15 protein-coding genes are annotated in these 19,596 nt (G+C 59.0%); 13 read left to right on the top strand and 2 right to left on the bottom strand.

Annotated elements, in window-relative coordinates; genetic code table 11:
* The first annotated feature begins 64 nt into the window (after positions 1–64).
* From O9H32_RS12125 to O9H32_RS12110, 4 genes are all read left to right on the top strand, one after another.
* Positions 65–1,270, top strand: a complete 1,206-nt coding sequence (locus O9H32_RS12125) for an amidohydrolase (RefSeq protein ID WP_269866350.1) — start codon at positions 65–67, stop codon at positions 1,268–1,270.
* A 136-nt stretch (positions 1,271–1,406) separates the two neighbouring features.
* A complete protein-coding gene (locus O9H32_RS12120) occupies positions 1,407–1,835 on the top strand; it encodes a CBS domain-containing protein (protein WP_269866349.1) in 429 nt (142 codons plus the stop codon).
* 165 nt (positions 1,836–2,000) lie between these two features.
* A complete protein-coding gene (locus O9H32_RS12115) occupies positions 2,001–3,167 on the top strand; it encodes a Gfo/Idh/MocA family protein (protein ID WP_269866402.1) in 1,167 nt (388 codons plus the stop codon).
* A 398-nt stretch (positions 3,168–3,565) separates the two neighbouring features.
* On the top strand, positions 3,566–5,437 hold the full coding sequence (locus tag O9H32_RS12110) for an arginine--tRNA ligase (protein ID WP_269866348.1): 1,872 nt from the start codon (positions 3,566–3,568) through the stop codon (positions 5,435–5,437).
* An 84-nt stretch (positions 5,438–5,521) separates the two neighbouring features.
* Here the strand turns inward: O9H32_RS12110 and O9H32_RS12105 are convergent, their stop codons facing one another.
* Positions 5,522–6,124, bottom strand: a complete 603-nt coding sequence (locus O9H32_RS12105; protein WP_269866347.1) for a thermonuclease family protein — start codon at positions 6,122–6,124, stop codon at positions 5,522–5,524.
* Positions 6,125–6,286: 162 nt separating this feature from the next.
* Here O9H32_RS12105 and O9H32_RS12100 point away from each other — a divergent pair, with 162 nt between their 5' ends.
* From O9H32_RS12100 to O9H32_RS12090, 3 genes are all read left to right on the top strand, one after another.
* Positions 6,287–7,984 (top strand): DNA repair helicase XPB, encoded by a 1,698-nt coding sequence (locus O9H32_RS12100; RefSeq protein ID WP_269866346.1) that lies wholly within the window; start codon positions 6,287–6,289, stop codon positions 7,982–7,984.
* The gene (locus O9H32_RS12095; protein ID WP_269866345.1) at positions 7,981–10,014 is read left to right on the top strand and encodes a helicase-associated domain-containing protein; all 2,034 of its coding nucleotides are present in this window, start codon (positions 7,981–7,983) and stop codon (positions 10,012–10,014) included. The genes O9H32_RS12100 and O9H32_RS12095 overlap by 4 nt, the downstream gene beginning before the upstream one ends.
* An 86-nt stretch (positions 10,015–10,100) precedes the next feature.
* Entirely contained in the window at positions 10,101–10,547 is a 447-nt protein-coding gene (locus O9H32_RS12090) for a YlbF family regulator (protein WP_269866401.1), read from the top strand.
* 34 nt (positions 10,548–10,581) lie between these two features.
* On the opposite strand, the gene O9H32_RS12085 is transcribed toward O9H32_RS12090, so the two are convergent.
* Positions 10,582–11,607 carry an asparaginase gene (locus O9H32_RS12085; RefSeq protein WP_269866344.1) on the bottom strand — a complete coding sequence of 342 codons (1,026 nt, stop codon included), beginning with the start codon at positions 11,605–11,607 and terminating at the stop codon, positions 10,582–10,584.
* A gap of 64 nt (positions 11,608–11,671) precedes the next feature.
* On the opposite strand from O9H32_RS12085, the gene O9H32_RS12080 reads away from it, so the two are divergent.
* The 6 genes from O9H32_RS12080 to O9H32_RS12055 all read left to right on the top strand — a co-directional run bounded on the left by O9H32_RS12080 (position 11,672) and on the right by O9H32_RS12055 (position 19,579).
* Positions 11,672–11,938 (top strand): YlbG family protein, encoded by a 267-nt coding sequence (locus tag O9H32_RS12080; RefSeq protein WP_269866343.1) that lies wholly within the window; start codon positions 11,672–11,674, stop codon positions 11,936–11,938.
* Positions 11,939–12,321: 383 nt separating this feature from the next.
* A complete protein-coding gene (locus tag O9H32_RS12075) occupies positions 12,322–12,762 on the top strand; it encodes a hypothetical protein (protein ID WP_269866342.1) in 441 nt (146 codons plus the stop codon).
* Positions 12,763–12,918: 156 nt separating this feature from the next.
* The gene (locus O9H32_RS12070) at positions 12,919–13,830 is read left to right on the top strand and encodes a selenium metabolism-associated LysR family transcriptional regulator (RefSeq protein ID WP_269866341.1); all 912 of its coding nucleotides are present in this window, start codon (positions 12,919–12,921) and stop codon (positions 13,828–13,830) included.
* A gap of 97 nt (positions 13,831–13,927) precedes the next feature.
* Entirely contained in the window at positions 13,928–14,779 is an 852-nt protein-coding gene (locus O9H32_RS12065; RefSeq protein ID WP_269866340.1) for a PHP domain-containing protein, read from the top strand.
* Positions 14,776–15,642, top strand: a complete 867-nt coding sequence (galU, locus tag O9H32_RS12060; protein WP_269866339.1) for a UTP--glucose-1-phosphate uridylyltransferase GalU — start codon at positions 14,776–14,778, stop codon at positions 15,640–15,642. Before O9H32_RS12065 ends, galU begins: the two co-directional genes overlap by 4 nt.
* Before the next feature lie 340 nt (positions 15,643–15,982).
* The gene (locus O9H32_RS12055; RefSeq protein ID WP_269866338.1) at positions 15,983–19,579 is read left to right on the top strand and encodes a chemotaxis protein CheB; all 3,597 of its coding nucleotides are present in this window, start codon (positions 15,983–15,985) and stop codon (positions 19,577–19,579) included.
* Positions 19,580–19,596: the final 17 nt, after the last annotated feature.

The following is a 19,596-nucleotide window of genomic DNA, read 5'->3' as shown; positions in this document are numbered from 1 at the left end:
TGAATTTGATAAAATAGATGCAAGGCATTTATTAAGGAACGTTTGAGGCGGAGGGCCTATAGCCATGAAACCAATGGAACACACATTGATGTCCGTAGTAGCGGACATGATCGGTTGGAGGCGGCACCTGCACCGCCACCCCGAGCTCTCCTACCAGGAGTCGGCTACGGCCGCTTTCGTAGCGGACAAGCTGCGGGACTGGGGGCTCGAAGTGCAGGAGAAGGTAGGCGGCGGACACGGGGTGATCGGTATTCTTCAGGGAGCTGCGGACGGCCCGGCCGTAGCGCTGCGCGCGGATATGGACGCCCTGCCGATTCAAGACGAGAAGACGGCCGAGTATGCCTCCAGCGTGCCGGGCGTGATGCATGCCTGCGGACATGATGCGCATACCGCCACGCTGCTTGCCGTGGCGAAGACGATGAGCGAACACCGGGATCAGGTGGAAGGCCGCGTGGTGTTCATCTTCCAGCCTGCCGAGGAGACGACGCCGGGCGGCGCGATCGGAATGATTGAGGCGGGAGCCCTCACAGGCGTTGATGTCATCTACGGGATTCATTTGTGGACGCCGTTCGAGACGGGGGCCGTCTATTCCAGGCCAGGCCCGTTCATGGCCGCGGCGGACGAATTCACGCTCACCGTCAAGGGCCGGGGAGGGCACGGAGGACTGCCCCACGAGACGGTCGACAGCGTCTATGTGGCTTCGCAGCTCGTGGTCAACCTGCAGTCGATCGTCTCCCGCAGCACCGATCCTACGCAGCCCTGTGTGGTCAGCGTGGGATCGTTCCACAGCGGAACTTCCTTCAATGTCATTGCCGAGACCGCGGTGCTCAAAGGGACCGTTAGAACGTTCGACGGCAAGATCCGTCTGGAAGTGAAGGATAGAATCGAAGAGATCGTCCGCCAAACCTGCAGCATGTACGGCGCGCAGGCGCAGATCGATTACCGGCTCGGGTATCCGCCCGTCGTGAACGATGCGGACGAAGCGGCCCGCTTCGAGCGGGCGGCCGCCCGTGTCTTCGGGCAGGAGCAGGCGCGGAGGTCCCCTCTGATTATGGCCGGCGAAGATTTCGCATACTACTTGGAGAAGGTACCGGGGTGTTTCATGTTCGTCGGCGCCGGGAATAAGCAGCGGGGCATCGTTCATCCGCATCATCACCCCCGCTTCGATATCGACGAGCAGGCGATGGTGAATGCGGCGAAGCTGTTCCTGGCGCTTACTGAAGAATACGTTACAGGTAGCCGCGGGATGACCCGCTCTCCCGTTATGTAACAGACCCGCAGGCGCATGGCCGGAGGGCGCGGGGGAGAACCTATTCGTGCAGCAGCCAGGGGAACAGGCTTTAGTTCCCGTACTCTGCCCTACGGCAGGGCATGGGCTGCTATCTTCGATTGGGAGGGAATCAGCCATGAGCTCCAGAACTCTTCGTGAAATCATGACAACCGATTGTGCCGTTGTAACCCTGCAGGATAACATCTACGAAGCGGCTGTCAAAATGAAGCAGGAGGACACGGGGTTTATTCCGGTTGTCGACGGGCGTAAACTCATCGGTGTCCTAACGGACCGGGACTTGGTGATCCGGGGGTATGCGGCGAAGCATTCCGGTTCGACCGCCATCTCGGAAGTCATGAGCGACCGTATCGTATCCGTATCGCCGGACACGACGGCGGACGAAGCGGCCAAGGTCATGGCCAATGAACAAATCCGCCGCCTGCCGATTGTCGAGAACGGCGAGCTCGTAGGGATTGTATCGATTGGCGACTTGGCTGTCCGCGATACATTCGAGGACGAGGCGGGACAGGCGCTCGGCAAAATTTCCGAAAAATCGCATTCCTAACATTGTAGCATGAAGAGCAGGCGTCTTCCTTCAGGGAAGGCGCTTTTCTTTATAGATCAGAAAAGAAGCTCTTGTCATTGTTAACGTGTGCATTATATAATGATAACAGAGATGGGGGCGGCTAACGACCATCATGCTGATCAGGCGGAAAGGCAGGCGAAGTTCATGGATTCGGTACGCATCGGCATTATAGGCATGGGCAATATGGGCAAGGGCCACGGGGGATATTTGCTTAAAGGGGAAGTGAAGGGCGGAGAACTTACCGCTATCGTGGATACCGATCCGGCACGTCTGGAGTGGGCACGCCAGCAGTACGGCGACCGGGTGCAGCTGTTTGATAATCTCGCTGATTTTTTTGCTTCAAAGCGTTGTGACGCCGTGTTAATCTGTACTCCGCATTACGATCATCCGGCGATCGCCATCCAGGCTTTCGGACACGGGTACCATGTTCTGGTGGAGAAGCCGGCCGGGGTGTATACGAAGCAGGTCCGGGAGATGAACGAAGCTGCGGCACAGTCCGGCAAGGCTTTCGGCATCATGTACAATCAGCGGACCAACCCGCTGTACCGCAAGCTGCGCGATCTGATTACCTCTGGCGAGCTAGGGGAGGTCAGGCGTACGAACTGGATCATTACGAGCTGGTACCGTTCCCAGAGTTATTACGACTCCGGCGGCTGGCGCGCGACATGGGGCGGAGAAGGCGGCGGCGTGCTGCTGAACCAGGATCCGCACCAGCTCGATCTCTGGCAGTGGACGGTCGATATGATGCCGAAGCGCGTGCGCGCTTTCTGCCACTTCGGCAAGTACCGCAACATCGAGGTGGAGGACGATGTTACCGCTTACGTCGAGTACGAGAACGGAGCTACGGGATTGTTCGTCACGACGACGGGCGAAGCGCCGGGCACGAACCGTTTTGAAGTCACGGGCGACCGCGGCAAAATCGTCGTCGAAGACGGGAAGCTGACGTTCTGGCGTCTGCGTGTGCCGGAGCCGGAGTTCAACCGCGACTTCCGCGGAGGGTTCGGACAGCCGGAATGCTGGAAGTGCGAGATTCCGGTCGAAGGCTCGGAAGGTCCGCAGCACAAGGGGATCACGCAGAATTTCGTGGACCATCTGCTCCACAGGACGCCGCTTTTGGCACCGGGCGAAGAGGGGATCCGCGGCCTGACGCTGTCCAACGCTATGTACCTCTCTTCCTGGACGGACAACTGGGTCGACCTTCCGATCGATGAGGATCTCTATTACGAGAAGCTGCAGGAGAAGATCGGCTCATCCACATTCAAGAAGGAGACGCGGGCAATCGATCATATGGATGTCAGCGGCACGCATTAAAGGGTTTTTGTGCGGATTTATCGAAGTTAGGCTTGATAAGAGAAACCGCTTAGGGTATACTACTAGAAATTTTATACAAAGGTCGATGATGGGGAAAGTAGCCGCTGACAAGAGTCCAAGCGAGCCGGGAGCGTGAGAGCCGGTACGGCGTCAGATGGCGAAACGGGTCCCGGAGACGATCTGCCGAACCCCTGCCGGAATGCAGGAAAGGCAGATCCGGCGAAGAGCCGTTATCCTGCCGAGCGGTTAGACGCGGTTTGCGCGTTTAACAACAAGAGTGGTACCGCGAGTGTGTGTCAGAGCCCTCGTCTCTTTTATGTAGAGACGGGGGCTTTTTTGCGTAGAGATCATGACACAGCAAGGCCCATGAAGAAAAATTTCCTTGAGGAGGGAACGAGATGATCAGCAGAGTGTTGGCCGAGGCCATCGAACAGCAAGTGAATCCATTATTCGAGGAGGTGGGCGTCCGCCGGCAGCCTGTTGCCGTCCGGGTCGAACTGCCCGCCTTGAGGGAGCATGGGGACTACGCTGCTGCCATTGCCATGCCCTTGGCCAAAATTCTTCGCATGCCCCCCATGAAGATCGCCGAGTCCCTTAGAAGCAAATTGCTGGAGGCTGGTTCCGCGGGCGGCTTGATCGACACGATCGAGGTGGTGCCGCCGGGGTATCTCAACTTCCGGGTGAACTGGCGGCAGTGGGCCCATACGGCCGGGTTCGGACAGAAGCCCGATGACCAAGGGAAGGTCATCATCGAGCATACCTCCATCAATCCCAACAAGTCTGCGCATATCGGACACCTCCGCAATGCTTGCATCGGCGATACGCTGGTGCGATTGCTCCGGAGGAACGGCCGCCAGGTGGAAGTGCACAATTATATCGATGATCTCGGAAATCAGCTCGCCGACACGGTGGTCAGTCTGCTCCATTCGGAGAGGAAGGGGGAGCACGAGAGATTCGGCGACTTCTGCTGGGAGTCCTACGCCTGGATCAACAAGGAGTATGCCAACCGGCCGGAGCTTGCCGCCGAGCGCACCCGTGTGCTTCAGGAGCTCGAAGAAGGGCAGTCCGCCGTCGCCTGGATGGGAATGCTGACTGCCGAACGGATGGTTCGCGAGCACTTGGAAGAGATGAGGACGTTCGGCATCGAATACGACCTTCTCGTATGGGAGAGCAGCATCGTGAAGCGTGGCTTTTGGGAAGCGGCGTTCGAGCTGCTGAAGATGACCTCTTCGTTCCACAAGGTAACGGAGGGCGAACAGGCCGGATGCTGGGTTCTGCAGCCGCCGGAGGAACAGCAGGAAAGCGGCGGGCAAGCCTCCGGTTACCATACCGCCAAAGTGCTTGTACGCTCGAACGGCATATTAACCTATACCGCGAAGGATATCGCCTATCATTTGTGGAAATTCGGGCTGCTGTCCCAAGAGTTCCAGTATAGAGCATTCGATGGGGAAGTATATACGACGCAAGGCGCGGGACAAGAAAGCGGGGCGTTCGGGAAAGCCTCCCAGGTGATCAATGTGATCGATTACCGTCAAGCCTACCCTCAGGCGATGGTCAAACAGTCCCTGGAGAACCTGGGGTATAAAGACCAGGCGGACCGCCTGTTTCATGTAAGCTACGGTGTTGTCTCGCTAAGCCCCGCCACTGCCGGGGAGCTTGGGATCGACACCTCGGACGGCAGGGCTTCTTATGCTATGTCGGGCAGACAGGGGATCGGCATCCGAGTGGCTGAGCTGCTTCAGAGGATGGAGGAAGTGATCGACAGAGACAGACCGGGAAAAGACGGGCTGCCGAGCCGGAGCATCGCCGCGGCAGCCATTCGTTACTATTTGCTTCGCTTTCATCTATCCACCGAGGTGGTATTCGATTTGAAGCAGGCGACGGAGCTGACGGGGAACACCGGCGTCTATGTTCTATACGCTCATGCAAGAGCGGCCACGCTGCTGGCGAAAGCCGGGAGCGAAGGGGAGCACGGCAGCAAGGTGCCGGAGGAGTTCCCCCCCTTGGAGCCCGCCGAACTTGCCCTTCTCAGACAAATCAGTCTCTGGGAAGACACGCTTCATACGGCCGCCGCGGAGCTGGCTCCTCATCAGCTCTGCGCTTATGCCTACGAATTGGGGGCCTGCTTCAATACCTTCTACAGCGCGTCGCCCATCCTGTCGGCCGGACAGACGCAAAGAAGCTTTAGAATCTGGCTTACGGCCCGCTTCAAAGGGATCATGGGGGAGGCGCTGCATGTCCTCGGCCTGCCCGCACCAGAGCGGCTGTAACCCTGACGGTCATCTCTGGTCCTATAAAACAAAAAAACAAACAAGATCATGGCGTCCCGCCTTATCTTGTTTGTTTTTTTTGTTTTATTTTTTCTTTGTAGCGGATTCCTTCGGGGGATCGCCTTCGCCCCACAAGCCGCGCCTAGCCAGGCGTGCTTCCTTCTCCGCATGGCGGAACAAATCCTGGAACATCACGTTCGGCTGGATCGTCATCGTGTTCGCATATCCTTCGCGCACAAGCGTTTCGTTGAACATCACCGCTTCGCCTTTGATGAACACATACCGCAGCAGCCTGCCGTACCGGTCCTTATCCCCGGTATCGGCGAACAGGATGACCGTTTGGCCGGTGAGTTTCCCCTTCGTGAACGCGCTGGCCTGCTTGCCGTAGGGCTGAACCGGGCTTCCCGGCTTGACCGTTTCGGGCGTATTGACGCCGATCAGCCTTACTTTCTCGCCTGCCGACGTCTCGAAGGTATCGCCGTCCACGACCCGTTTGACTTTCGTCTCCGTGAGGGGGCGGCCTTCGAGGTCGGGATAAGCCTTGTATATGGCGGTCTCCATACCTCCTGCCGCCTGCGGGGAAGAGCAGCCGCAGATTGCGATGAGGATAGCGAGGACAAGCAGAAGGGGAAGGGGCAGCCCCCGCTGCTGATGGCGCGGATGAGAAACAGAGTGCTGGCCGTGCATGATGTGAACCTCCTATGAATGTATGAGTCCGCCTTTATTGTAAGCGCGGCAGGAACCGGCTTGCAAATATATAGGAAGCGGGGGGCGGCTGCTTGTGCGATGTTTAAACTGGGAGCCTAACTCTCATACTAGCAGTATCTGCTAAAGTTTGGAGGGAGTTCCATGCAGTTTCACAAAGACCGGCCTCTTGTCATTCAGAACGACTTCTGTATTCTGCTGGAGACGCGCCATCCGTCGTTCGAGGAGGTGCGGGCGGGGCTGTCGCGCTTCGCGGACCTCGTCAAATCGCCCGAGAACATCCATACGTACCGCATGACTTCGCTGTCGCTCTGGAACGCCGCCGCCGCGGGAATGACAGTGGAACAGATCACGGCCTTCCTGGAACAGTGGTCGAAGTTCGGCATCCCGGCTGCGGTCAAGACCGATATCCGCCGTTTCGTGGAACGGTACGGCTTGGTCCGGATGGAGCGGACCGGTGAGGACCTGCTGCTGATCTCGGATGATCTCTCCGTTATCAAAGAAATGGTGTCTTACAAATCGATGCGTTCCTACGGCGTGTGCCAGATTGACGAACGTACGCTGCGCTTCTCTCCCCAGTACCGGGGGCTGCTGAAGCAGGAGCTCATCAAGCTGGGCTATCCCGTGGACGATCATGCGGGGTACACGCGCGGCGAAGAACTGCCGATCCGTCTGCGGGACGGAGGGGAGGAAGACGTGCCCTTCTCACTGAGGGAATACCAGCGGCTCGCTGTAGATTCCTTCTACAGGGAAGGGGGCACGCAGGGGGGCAGCGGGGTACTCGTGCTGCCCTGCGGTGCGGGCAAGACGGTCATCGGGATTGCGGCGATGGGCAAGCTGAACTGCGCCACGCTCATCCTGACATCCAACAGCACCTCGGTCCGCCAGTGGAAGCGGGAGATTCTGGACAAAACAGATGTAACCGAGGACATGGTCGGCGAATATACCGGAACCCAGAAGGAGGTGCGCCCGATCACGATTGCCACTTATCAGATTCTAACGTACCGCAAGTCGAAGGACGAGCCGTTCGCGCATATGGATCTGTTTAACAAGCGGGACTGGGGGCTGATCGTCTACGACGAGGTGCATCTGCTGCCTGCTCCGGTATTCCGCGTGACGGCGGATATCCAGGCTACGCGCCGACTCGGGCTTACTGCTACGCTGATCCGCGAGGATGGGATGGAAGAAGACGTCTTCTCGCTCGTGGGTCCGAAGCGCTACGAAATGCCGTGGAAGGACCTCGAATCCCAAGGCTGGATCGCCTCCGTCGAATGCATCGAGCTGAGGGTAGCGATGCCGGAGAAGGAGATGGAAGCATACCGGAGTGCAGCGCCGAGGGAGCAAATGCGCGCGGCGAGCATCAACCCGGCGAAGCTGGATGTCGTGTGCGGGCTGATCGGGAAGCACAAGGGAGAACAGGTGCTGGTTATCGGGCAGTATCTGGAGCAGCTGCACGACCTCGGCACCCGCACCGGCATCCCGGTGATTACTGGTTCCATGCCCAATGAAAAACGGGAGGAATTGTACGACGCGTTCCGCAAGGGAGCGATTCAGGAGCTCATCGTGTCCAAGGTGGCGAACTTTGCCGTGGACCTGCCGGATGCGACCGTCGCCATCCAGATCTCCGGGAGCTATGGTTCCCGTCAGGAAGAGGCCCAGCGGCTGGGGCGCATCCTCCGGCCGAAATCCGGGGACAATAAGGCTTACTTTTATACTGTGATCAGCGAGGATACAAGAGAGCAGGAATTCGCCCTCAACCGTCAGCTGTTCCTTATCGAACAGGGCTACCGCTACCGCATGGATGCGGCGGCGAACGAAGGGAAGGAGGCGGCAGCCCCATGAATTATGCCGAACTTGCACGGCGTATGCCGCGGGAACTAAGAAGCCGGATGGAGCGGGAGACCGTCTATGCCCCTTGGCTTGGCCGCGGCCTGGCGCTGGAGGCGATATGGACCGACAAAGTGGTGATGGAGACGGTCTACAACCGGATGGGCGGACTCGAGCGGTCCATCCTGCAGACCGTCGTCCGCCGGATGGCCTGCGAGCCCTTCGATTCGAGCGGGCTCGAGCGCGCCGTAGCCGGGGAGCACTCCGGGGCGGAAGCGCGGGCGGGACTCGCCGGATTGCTCCGCAAAGGCATTCTCTTCGCCTTCCGCAAAACCTGGGGAGAGCACACCTACCTGCTGCCCGCGGACGGATTTGCCCTCTGGCAGGATATCTTGTTTCCCGGATGGGAGGACAAACTGCCCGGCGGTACAGGAGTGGAAGCGGAAGGCAGCGGAGGCAGCGGGGTCAAGCTGCGGGACGAGCTGTTCTCTGTGCTCGTAGCGTCTGCCCAGCAGGGCTTGAAGCTGACCAAGCACGGGACACTGCACAAGAAGCAGCTGGGCAAGCTGGCCGAGCACATCCGGTTGAACCCGGGGCTTCTGCGGGGCGCCGCCTTGAAATACGCTTATGGCGATACGTATCCCCTGCCTGTAGCGGTGCTGCTGGATCTCATGATGCGCCTCGGGCTGATCGTCCCGCAGGAGGAGGAACTCGTGCTGCAGAGGGAGCCTCTCCAGTGGTGGCTGACGCTTCCTGCCGCGCAGCAGAACCGCATTCTGTATGGGATCTGGCGGAGGCTCGTCATGCCCGGTACGGCTCCTCTACAGCATGCGGTCCGGCTGCTCGAGAAGATACAGCCCGGCGGCTGGTTCCCGGCAGAGTCTGTGTCATCGCTGCTTCATGCCCAAGGCATCCTTGAAGCGGCCGAGGAAGCGGAAGATCTGACGCGGCAGCTTCAGGAGCAGTGGATAGCTCCTCTGACCGCCTTCGGTTGGATGGAGGAAGGCAGGAGCCCTTCCGGCCCCATTGTGTACCGTTGGACCGAGCGGCTGGAGGCCGGTGAGAGGGAAGGGGAGGAATCCGACGGGGAGGAGCTTGAGGAGCAGGGGCAGCTCATGGTCCAACCCGATTTTGATATCCTTGTTCCTCCGGATGTGACCCAGGCGGTACGCTGGGAACTGGCCTGTCTTGCCGACTTTGTGTCTTGGGACCATGTCAGCTTGTACAAGCTGACCCGGTCCTCCGTGAGGAGAGCGCTGGAGCAGGGAAGGACGGCGGATGAACTGGTGTCGTTCCTGGCGCAGAACGCGATGTACGGCCTGCCGGAGAATGTGGAGCACACGCTGCAGCAGTGGGCGCGGCCGTTCGGCAAGACCCGCATCGTCCAGGCGTTCCTTCTGCGCTGCGCGGACGAAGAGACGGCGGAGGCTGTAGCCAAGCAGCCGGAATTGGGCCGTTACGTGCTGGAGCGGGCAGGTTCCAAGGATTTTATCATCGCGGGCGAGGAGCTTAGGGCGTTCTCGACTTCGCTCGAGAAGGCCGGGTTCATGGCCGCTCTCCCGCAGGCGTCCGGTGGCGGCGCCCCGGCGGAAGAAGGATATCCGAAGCTCGAAGCGCTCCCTGCTTCAGCGCTGCAGCGGGGCTGCGAGATTGCGGAACAGGGACTCATCTATTCGCGGCATTCCGTCACCCACTTTCAGATGGAGAGCAGCGTGCCCGAGCCTGCCGACCTGTATCCGCGGCTCGGCGAGATTCCCGCGGCGTGGCTGCGGGATTACCGGAGCTACCACGGCTCGACCCGCCGGGAGATGATCGAGAAAGCGATCGAGCTCCAGACCTCCCTGCAGCTCCGGTGGAAGGACACGGATCTGGTGCTTGTGCCGCGCAAGATGCAGGATACCCGGGGAACCTGGAGCGTCACGGGATACGGCACGGAAGCCGGGGAAGCGGGCGGCGCCGGCAGGGTACGCGAGGAGATCCGGCTGCTCGAAGGGGAGTGGCAAGAGATGAAGCTGATTCTGCCGGGGATCAATGATAAATTTTAGCGGGAGGCAGAGGCTTCGGGAATATGGTATACTAGGTCTTATCTCCGCAAGCATGTTGAAAGCGGGGGGAGAGGCAGGTGCCGAATATGGCCGTCATGGAATCGCAGACGATGGATATGTCTGCAATCTTGCTCGGAGCTTACGACCTGGCAGATTATATCAAGCATTCCGCCGAAACGGCGGATTACCTATATTGGAAAGAACGCAAGGATGCCGACCCCGAGGTGTTCGGACTCGTCAAGGAATTCGCGAAACGCAAAGAGCGCTTCGAAGAGTGCGAGCGGTTCGGTCATTACCACCCGAACTATCACGAAGCGCTGGATGCGGTGAAAGAGGTGCAGTCGCAGCTCGAATCCGTGGAATCGGTGCGGCGGTATATGGAGGCGGAGCGCAAGCTGGACGAGCTTCTCTATGAAGTATCTGAGACGATAGCGCGCGCCGTGTCGGACACGATCAAGGTGCCGTCGAACGACCCCTTGGCCAGCACGGGCGGCTGTTCTTCCGGCGGAAGCTGCAGCGGCAAGTGCGGCTAGGAGCTGCTTACTCCAGCCTTACCCGGCTGGCTTGTTAGTGCCGGGTAAGGGTGAAGACGGGCCGGATCCGGCCGACGGTGTCTCCTCGCCGGTTCAGTACGGCCGGCCGGTGGAAGGCCGTGAGGCGCTCCGCTTCTTCGGGACGCAGGAAGCCGAGCTGCAGCAGTGCCTCGGCCGCCGCCGGATAGATGGCCCGCTCCGCGCCGTCCTCGATCTTCAGCGCGAGGCCGATGCCGAGTTCCGGAACCGAGGCGGCATAGACGCCTTCCGCGCCGAACTTGCCGATGATGCGGCCGCCGGTGGCTTTCACCAGCGCCGTATCGAAGCGGGCCGTCCCGGCTACATAGTAAGGCTCGTGCCGGATGCTCTCCACGATTCTGCGGCAGGCTTCGGCCCGCTGCGGCGGCAGGCCTTCGGGGCTTCCGAGCCGCGCGTACGCGTAAGCGAGCGCCGAGACGGGAACCGCGAATACCGGAACGCCGCAGCCGTCGGTGCCCAGGGTGATGCTGTTTTGCGGCACCCCGCACATGTCGGCTACAGTCGCCAGCATCTTTTGCTGGACAGGATGCTGCGGATCGGTATACTGATCTATAGATACATTCATTACTTTCGCAAGCGCCAACATGCCGGCATGTTTTCCCGAGCAGTTGTTGTGCAGCGCAGTGGCCGGCTGCCCGCCGGCTTTTAGCATATCCGCGGCAGGGGCGAACATCGGCTCCTGCGTACCGCACCGTAGAGCGCTTTCATCGCACCCGGCTTTCGCCAGCATGCTCTTTGCCGCTTCGGTATGCCCCGGCTCGCCTCCGTGCGAAGCGCAGCACAGCGCCGTTTCGGATTCCGTCAGCCCGAGTTGCCCGGCTCCGCCGGATTCCACAAGCGGGATCGCCTGCAGCAGCTTGGCCGCAGATCTGGCATACGTATAATAGGCGGGATCGCCGGCCGAGGCGATCAGCGTGCCTGCCGTATCGACTACGGCAATATGGCCGCGGTGCACGCTCTCGGTGAGCTCTCCGCGGGTTACTTCGATCAATCGTTCGCTATGGTGCTCATGCAGCGGCATTCTTTCACTTTCCTTTCCAAGTACCCATTATCCGATTCCACGCGTTAGAAAGAAGGTTAGGTCCATGTTTACCGAGCGTACCGGAATCATCGTCTGGTTTAGCGATCTGAAAGCGGCCGGCAAGCAGCTGGAGAAATACGGCAATGTGCATTTTATCTCCAAGAAGCTTCATTACGCGGCCATGTATATCTATGCGGACCGTCTCGAGGAGACGATGAAACAGCTGCAGCGGCTTCCTTTCGTTAAGAAAGTGGAACGTTCTTACCGCAATGAGATCAAGACTGAGTATACCAGTAATATTCCTGATAAAACAAGATTCTACTCCTTGTAAAGGGAGGATGCTCCTGCGTCTGCAGGCCGTCCTCTTGCGCCTTAAGCGGATGGTTTTAGGATACGTGCACTCCAGGCTTTTGGTGAAAAAGGCCGGGGAAGAGCGGCATCCCACTTCTGTAGGATGGTGTCGAATGGAAGGACTTCTGTTCCCAGAAGTCCTTTTTTTGTCGCAGCCGCAGAATGCTCTCCAGCGCCTATCGGAACTCCGGAAGCAAGAAGCCTGCTGCTGCGCCAATGACAGCCTTTTCATACGGCTTTCTCCCTCGTGTTTCCTAAAGTTTTTTTTATTTGATTATGTACCGGAATGGAGTAAAATGGATATATAGTAGATTTCATGTACATAGGATGAAGGGACTATTTTCATAGGAAGAGGGTTGTATTGTGCAAGGGAGCAGCTTCAACGGCCGGGAAAGAAAAAGCACGGGCACGGCACCGGTGCTCGGCGGCAAACCGATCTCCGATATTGTTGTCACCCACCATGCACGCAGCCGCTGGGCAGACCGCGTCGAGACGGAGAAGACGGGGTTTCATGATATTACCGCCTTCTTGTGGAACAAACTCAAGTCGGACAGCATTCGCACTTACTACAAGAACGAAGAGGATGTATTCCTGATCGACGACGATCTGGTGATGGTGGCGGAGTTCGCTCCGGTAGTGCAGGAGGTGCCTGTGGGCGTTCCGCCGAGGTACAAGATGATTGTTGTCACCTTCCTAGGGCGCATGTCCGAAACCATGGAGCTGAGGGATCTGCGGTCGTATTACTCCTGGCTGCGGCATTCCCGAAGAATGACACTCATCAAGAACAGCCGCAAACGTAAATAGGCGAGTGCCGGGTTCGGGAATCGTTCGGTCCTTACGAGGATGGGAAGGACGGAAGCTTCCGCGGGAACCGGAGCTTTGGGGGCGTGCCGAATTGCGGGCATGCCTTTTTGTTTTTTGCTATAATAGGGGGAACTAAGCAAGCGGAGGATGTCTGTTATGGCACTTAATTTTCACCAGCTGCATATCTTTCACACGGTCGCCGAGAAGGGCAGTTTCTCGCACGCGGCCCAGGCCCTCCATATGACGCAGCCGGCGGTGACGATGCAGGTGCAGTCCCTGGAGGATTACTTCGGGACGAAGCTCTTCGTCCGCTCGACGAAAAGGGTAGAACTGACCGAAGCGGGAAGGGCGCTGCTGCCATTCGCCTCCCGGAGCATCTCGCTCATGAAGGAGACCGACGCTGGCATGGCGAAATTCACGCATATGATCGAAGGCCGCCTGCATCTCGGCGCTTCGCTTACCGTGGGGGAATATGTGCTCCCGCGGCTTCTCGGCCCCTTCTCCCAGGAGTATCCCAACATTTCGGTCTCCATGAAGGTCATCAATACGAAGCAAATTCTCGAGGAAGTGCAGAACCATCAGCTGACCTTCGGGCTCGTCGAAGCCGAGGTGCATCATCCGGATGTGCACACGGAGCCCGTGCTGAGCGACGAGCTGACGCTGATTGTGCCGAAGAACCATCCGCTGGCATCGCTGGAGCGGATCGGGGTGCAGGACCTGCTCCCGTATCCTTTCGTGCTCAGGGAGCAGGGATCGGGTACACGGCGGGTGATGGAAGAAGAACTTGCGAGGGCAGGCTGCGATCTCTCTGCACTGAAGATCGTTATGGAGCTCGGCAGCACGGGAGCCGTGAAGTCCGCCGTGGAAGCGGGTCTCGGCATCTCGGTCATCTCCCAGTCGTCGGTGAAGCACGAGACGGCTCTCGGGGTGCTCGTCGCCAAACCGGTGGAGGGCGTATCGTTCGCCCGAAGCTTCCATGCGATCTACCTCAGTTCTACGCTGCTGCCGATCTCGGCGGTCACCTTCCTGAGCTTTCTGCGGGAGCGCGACCTCAGCCAGTGGCTGTAGGCTCCGCGCGTCCCCGGGTTACCTGCTGCTGCAGCGATATCACTTAGCTGCACGATACGAATTAGCTGCACGATACGAAGGAGGAGTAAAAACGGCTATGTCATATGCCGATCTGCATACGCATACGATCGCGTCGGACGGTACGCGCCCGCCTGCGGACAATGTCCGGCTGGCGCTTGAGGCCGGCCTGAGCGCGGTGGCGATTACCGATCACGATACGGTCGGCGGCCTGGAGGAAGCGGTGGCAGCGGGTCGGACCTACGGGATCGTGGTCGTGCCCGGCGTAGAGATCAGTACCGTGAGCGCGGGCGAGGATATCCATGTGCTCGGCTATTGGATCGACTACACGGATGCGCGGTTCCTGGAACGTCTGGAGTCTCTCCGGGAAGTGCGGGGCCGCCGCAACGAAATGATCATCGGGAGGCTCCGGGAGCTTGGGCTGGAGATTACGATGGACGACGTGCTGGAGTCCCTCCGTACGCTGAAGCGCGACGGGGACACGGTGGGGCGGCCGCATATCGCCGATGCGCTGGTCCGCAAAGGCTATGTCGCGTCTATGGCCGAGGCCTTCGACCGGTATCTCGCCAAGGGGGCGGCGGCCTATGCGAACCCGCCGCGGATCTCCCCGCAGGAGGCGGTCCGCTGGATCCTCGAAGCGGGCGGCGCTCCGGTGCTGGCCCATCCGGGCTTGTACAGCCAGGACGGGCTGATCGCGGAGCTGGCCGCAGAGGGGCTCGTCGGGCTGGAAGTATACCATTCCGACCATACGCCGCACCAGGAGGCCCATTATGCGGAGCTGGCGCGCACGCACCGTCTTCTGGCCACGGCTGGCTCCGATTACCACGGGGAGCGCGGCGGCGTCGTGTTCCATGCGCCGATCGGCGCCCGGAGGATTCCGGCTGAAGTGGTCGATGCATTGTTTAATTCGAGAGGGGAAACGACAGCATGAGAGTCAGAAAAGCGATTATCCCGGCCGCCGGCCTTGGGACCCGGTTCCTGCCGGCAACCAAAGCGCAGCCCAAAGAAATGCTGCCGATCGTCGACAAACCGGCGATCCAATATATTGTAGAAGAGGCTATGGCTTCGGGCATCGAAGATATCATGGTCATTACCGGGCGCAACAAGCGCGCCATCGAGGACCATTTTGACAAATCCGCGGAGCTGGAGACCCTGCTGGAGGAAAGCGGCAAGGACGAGCTGCTGGAGCTGGTGCGCTCGGTCTCGAACCTGGCGGATGTCCACTATATCCGCCAGAAGCAGCCGCTCGGCCTCGGGCATGCCGTCCTCTGCGCGCGCAAGTTTATCGGCAACGAGCCGTTCGCTGTGCTGCTCGGAGACGATATCATCCAGTCGGAGCCGCCGTGCCTGAAGCAGATGATGGACCTGCATGAGATGACCCAGAGCTCGGTCATCGGCTGTCAGGAAGTGCCCTGGCACGACGTGGACAAGTACGGGATCATCTCGCCGGCCGCGGACCTTGGGTCTTACCGCCGGGTAGAGGATCTGGTAGAGAAGCCGGACCGGGAGTCGGCCCCGTCGAATCTTGCGGTGATCGGGCGCTACATCCTTACGCCCGATATCTTTGATATTCTCGAGGACAGCGTCCCGGGCCGGGGCGGGGAGATCCAGCTGACCGATGCGCTGCGCATCCTGAACCGCGTCCAGCCGATGGCGGCCTTCCCGGTTCCGGGCCAGCGGTTCGATGTGGGGGATAAGCTCGGGTATATCGAAGCCACGATCGAATTGGCCCTGGCCCGCGAAGATCTCCGCGATCCCCTGCTTGAGTATCTCCGCCGGCGGATCAACGACTAGGCTGCCCCATACTTATGATCGATATCGGATGATTCTTACACGGTAGACCCGGAGCCTTGTGTCCGGGTCTCTTGGCGTTGATCTAAGAGGCAGAAGGCCGGGTAATAGAACTAGGGACGTACTGAACCACCGCCTTGGGGTCTTCGGGGCGACCGGCAGGGTAACGCCCCGAATCCATTGCCGGGCCTTTGGTAAAAAAGAAAGTCACAAGGAACATAAAAAGGGTTATAATGGATGGACAGCCGTTTTGAAGCAAAAACCGACGGGTTATAATCAGAGGACTGGGCTTGGAGCAAACGGCGGAATAAGCCGCGTCCGTGGTGAAAAGAGGTTGAGGCATATGAGCACGATTCTATCGGAACAGGATGTGCAGGAACAGTCCCCTCCGGGCGGATATATCGTCGGCATCGGCGCATCCGCGGGCGGACTAGAAGCGCTTCAGCAGTTCTTTGATCACATGAAGCCCGATTGCGGGCTTTCTTTCGTTGTGGTTCAGCATTTATCGCCCAATTATAAAAGCTTCATGGCCGAGATTCTGACGAAAAACACGTCGATGAATATTTATGAAGCCGAGCATCTGATGGCCGTGCGGCCCAACTGCATCTATCTCATTCCTCCGAAGAAGGATATGACGATCGTGGACCGGGTGCTGCAGGTCACCGAGCACCGCCAAAGCCCCGGCCTTCATCTCCCGATCGACCTGTTCCTCATCTCGCTAGCCAAAGATATCGGCAGCCGGGCGATCGGCGTCATTCTCTCGGGTACGGGAAGCGACGGGTCACGGGGCGTGGAAGCGATCAAAGAACATGGAGGCCTCGTCATCGTGCAGGACGAGGAGACCGCCAAGTTCGACGGCATGCCGAACAGCGCGCGGCTCACCGGCATCGTCGACCAGGTCATGACTCCGCAGAGGATGGCGGATTATTTGCTCGAATGGACTTCGCATGACGTGGATATCGAGTGGGATCCGCCCGAGAAGCTCCCGGCCCTCCGGACGAGTCTGGACCGAGAGGCCATGCGCGAAGTGATTGAACTCCTCAAGCGTTCTACCGGGATCGACTTCAGCTACTACAAGGAGAACAGCATCATCCGCCGTCTGGAACGCCGCATGAATCTGATGGGCCTGTTCACCCTCGAACCCTACCTGCAGATGCTGCAGAATAACCCGGATGAGCTCGCGTCCCTCGGGAAAGACCTGCTTATCGGCGTCACCCATTTCTTCCGGGACCCGGAAGCGTTCGAAGTCATCCGCACGAAGGTGCTCCCGGCTATTATCGAGAGCAAGAAAGCGGAAGGGCATATCCGCGTTTGGGTGGCCGGCTGCTCGACCGGGGAGGAAGCGTATTCTCTGGCCATTCTCTTCGATGAGCTGATCTCGCAGCAGGAGCTGCCGTATACGGTGAAAATTTTTGCCACGGATCTCGACAAGGACTCCATCGAGTATGCTTCCCAAGGGATGTACCCGGAGACGTCCGTCCGGGGGCTGCCCCCCCGGGTGCTCCAGTCGTACTTTACCCGCATGGGCGAGATGTACCAGGTGAACAAGGACATCCGGAAGATGGTCGTGTTTGCACCCCATAATATCACCAAGGATCCCCCGTTCAGCAACCTGGACCTGGTAACCTGCCGCAACATGCTCATTTACCTGCAGTCTGAGGTACAGCAGCGGGTGCTCTCCCTGTTTCATTTTGCGCTGAATCCCAACGGATTCATGTTTCTCGGGCCGAGCGAAACGATCGGCAAGCTGAGCAATCTGTTCTACCCCTACGACCGGAAGTGGAACGTATATCAGCAGCGGAGCAAAACCTCGGTATTGCCGGCCCCAAGCAGCGTCGATGCCCGAGAGAGCCTGGATCTGTCGAGAATGCACCAAATGGTACGTAAGGGGTTTCCTTCCGTCCGGGAGGTACCTGTCTACCGGAAGCCCGATGAACTGTATACGGCGTTCGTGGACGAGCACATGCCCCCCTGCATGGTGATCGACGACAATAACGAGGTGCTGCATCTCAGCGGCAATATCAATCCCTACCTGGTTCTGGCAAGGGGCAAGCCGAGCTGGAGTATTTACAAGATGGTGGAGGCGCATCTGGCGGTGGCGATCGTGACGGCCGCACAGAAAGTCAGGCAGGAGGACCGGACGATCTGTTACCACAACATCAAGGTGAACCATGCCGATCCGTCGCCCTACATTAACCTTACCGTCAAGCCCTTCTCCAAAAAAAATAACAAGTTTGATAAACTCGTGCTTGTCACCCTCGAGGATGCGGGTGTGCCTGTCCCGGCGCCGCCGGTTCCCGAGTCGTTCGATATGGACCACAACGTCAACCAGCGGATTGTAGAGCTGGAGCAGGAGCTGCAGCGGGCCGAAGAGTCGCTTCAAGCGACCATCGAAGAGCTTGAGACGTCGAATGAGGAGCTGCAGGCGACCAATGAGGAGCTCGTGGCCGCGAACGAAGAACTCATGAGCACGAACGAGGAGCTGCAGTCGGTCAACGAAGAACTCGTCACGGTGAACACGGAATACCAGTTTAAGATCCAGGAGCTGACGGACCTCAACAACGATATGGACAACTTCCTCGTCAGTACGAAGATCGGCACGATCTTCCTCGACAAGGAAATGTGTATCCGCCGCTTCACCCCGGCGATCACGAAGGAGATCAATCTGCTCGATGTCGATTACGGACGGCCTATCGGACATATTTCACATAATTTTCTATATGACGGTATCGTTCAGGATGCGCAGAGCGTGCTGAATTCCCTGGTACCGCGCGAGAAGGAAATCCAGAGCCGCAGCGGAAGCTGGTATATGATGCGCGTGCTCCCTTACCGGACGGGAGACCAGTTCATCAAAGGCATCGTTCTCACGTTCGTCGACATTACCGAACTGAAGTCAGCCAATGAAGAGCTGCTCAAGCTTTCCTACGCCATAGAACAAAGTCCGTCGATCACGCTGCTTGCGAACCTGCAGGGAACCATACTGTACGCCAACCCCAAGTTTGCGGAAGTCACCGGTTATTCCCAGGCCGAGATGATCGGCGTGCATCTCAGCAGGTTGAACGACTGGGAGGCGTCCTCGGTCTCCTTCGCCGAAGTGTGGGATACCCTCGGCTCCGGCAAGGAGTGGAGAGGGGAGCTGCAGAGCCGGCGCAAGAACGGGGAGACGTATTGGGAGTCGGTGCGATTCCTGCCCATCAAGGATGGAGAGGGCCGGACGATGCATTACCTGCGCATCGCCGAGGACATCTCCGACCGCAAACAGACGGAGGAGCTGCTCCGCAAATCCGAGATGCTCTCAGCCGTAGGCCAGCTTGCCGCCGGTATCGCCCATGAGATCCGTAACCCGCTCACGGCGCTGAAGGGGTTCACGAAGCTGATGGGAACCGGAGGTCATAACGAGAGCTATCTCGCCATTATGTCCGCGGAGCTTGAGCGGATCGAGGAGATCGTCAGCGAGCTGCTCGTTCTGGCGAAGCCGCAGGCCGTCGATTATTTGCCGAAAGCGGTTCCTTCCATCCTCGAAGACGTCATCATGCTTCTCGATACCCAGGCGATTATCAGCAACGTGGAGATCGAGACGGATATGGACGAGCAGCTCCCGTATGTCAGCTGTGTCGAGAACCAGCTCAAGCAGGTATTCATTAATGTTCTGAAGAACAGCGTAGAGGCGATGCCCAAGGGCGGGACGATCACGGTCAAGGCCAAACGCACCGAGGACCGGAAGCTGCGGATCTCCTTCATCGACCAGGGCAGCGGGATTCCGGAGAGCAAGCTGGCCCGCCTCGGCGAACCATTCTTTACCACGAAGAACAAGGGGACGGGGCTGGGCCTCATGGTTTCTTACAAAATCATCGAGAACCACCATGGAACGATGCAGATTACCTCCACAGAAGGTGTCGGCACCACGGTGGAGATTGTCCTTCCGGCGATATCCTCTTGACCTGCCGCCCGATTCCC

Source organism: Paenibacillus caseinilyticus, assembly GCF_027533645.1.
Classification (GTDB): Bacteria; Bacillota; Bacilli; order Paenibacillales; family NBRC-103111; genus Paenibacillus_G; species Paenibacillus_G caseinilyticus.
This window is presented reverse-complemented; position numbering and strand designations above follow the sequence as displayed.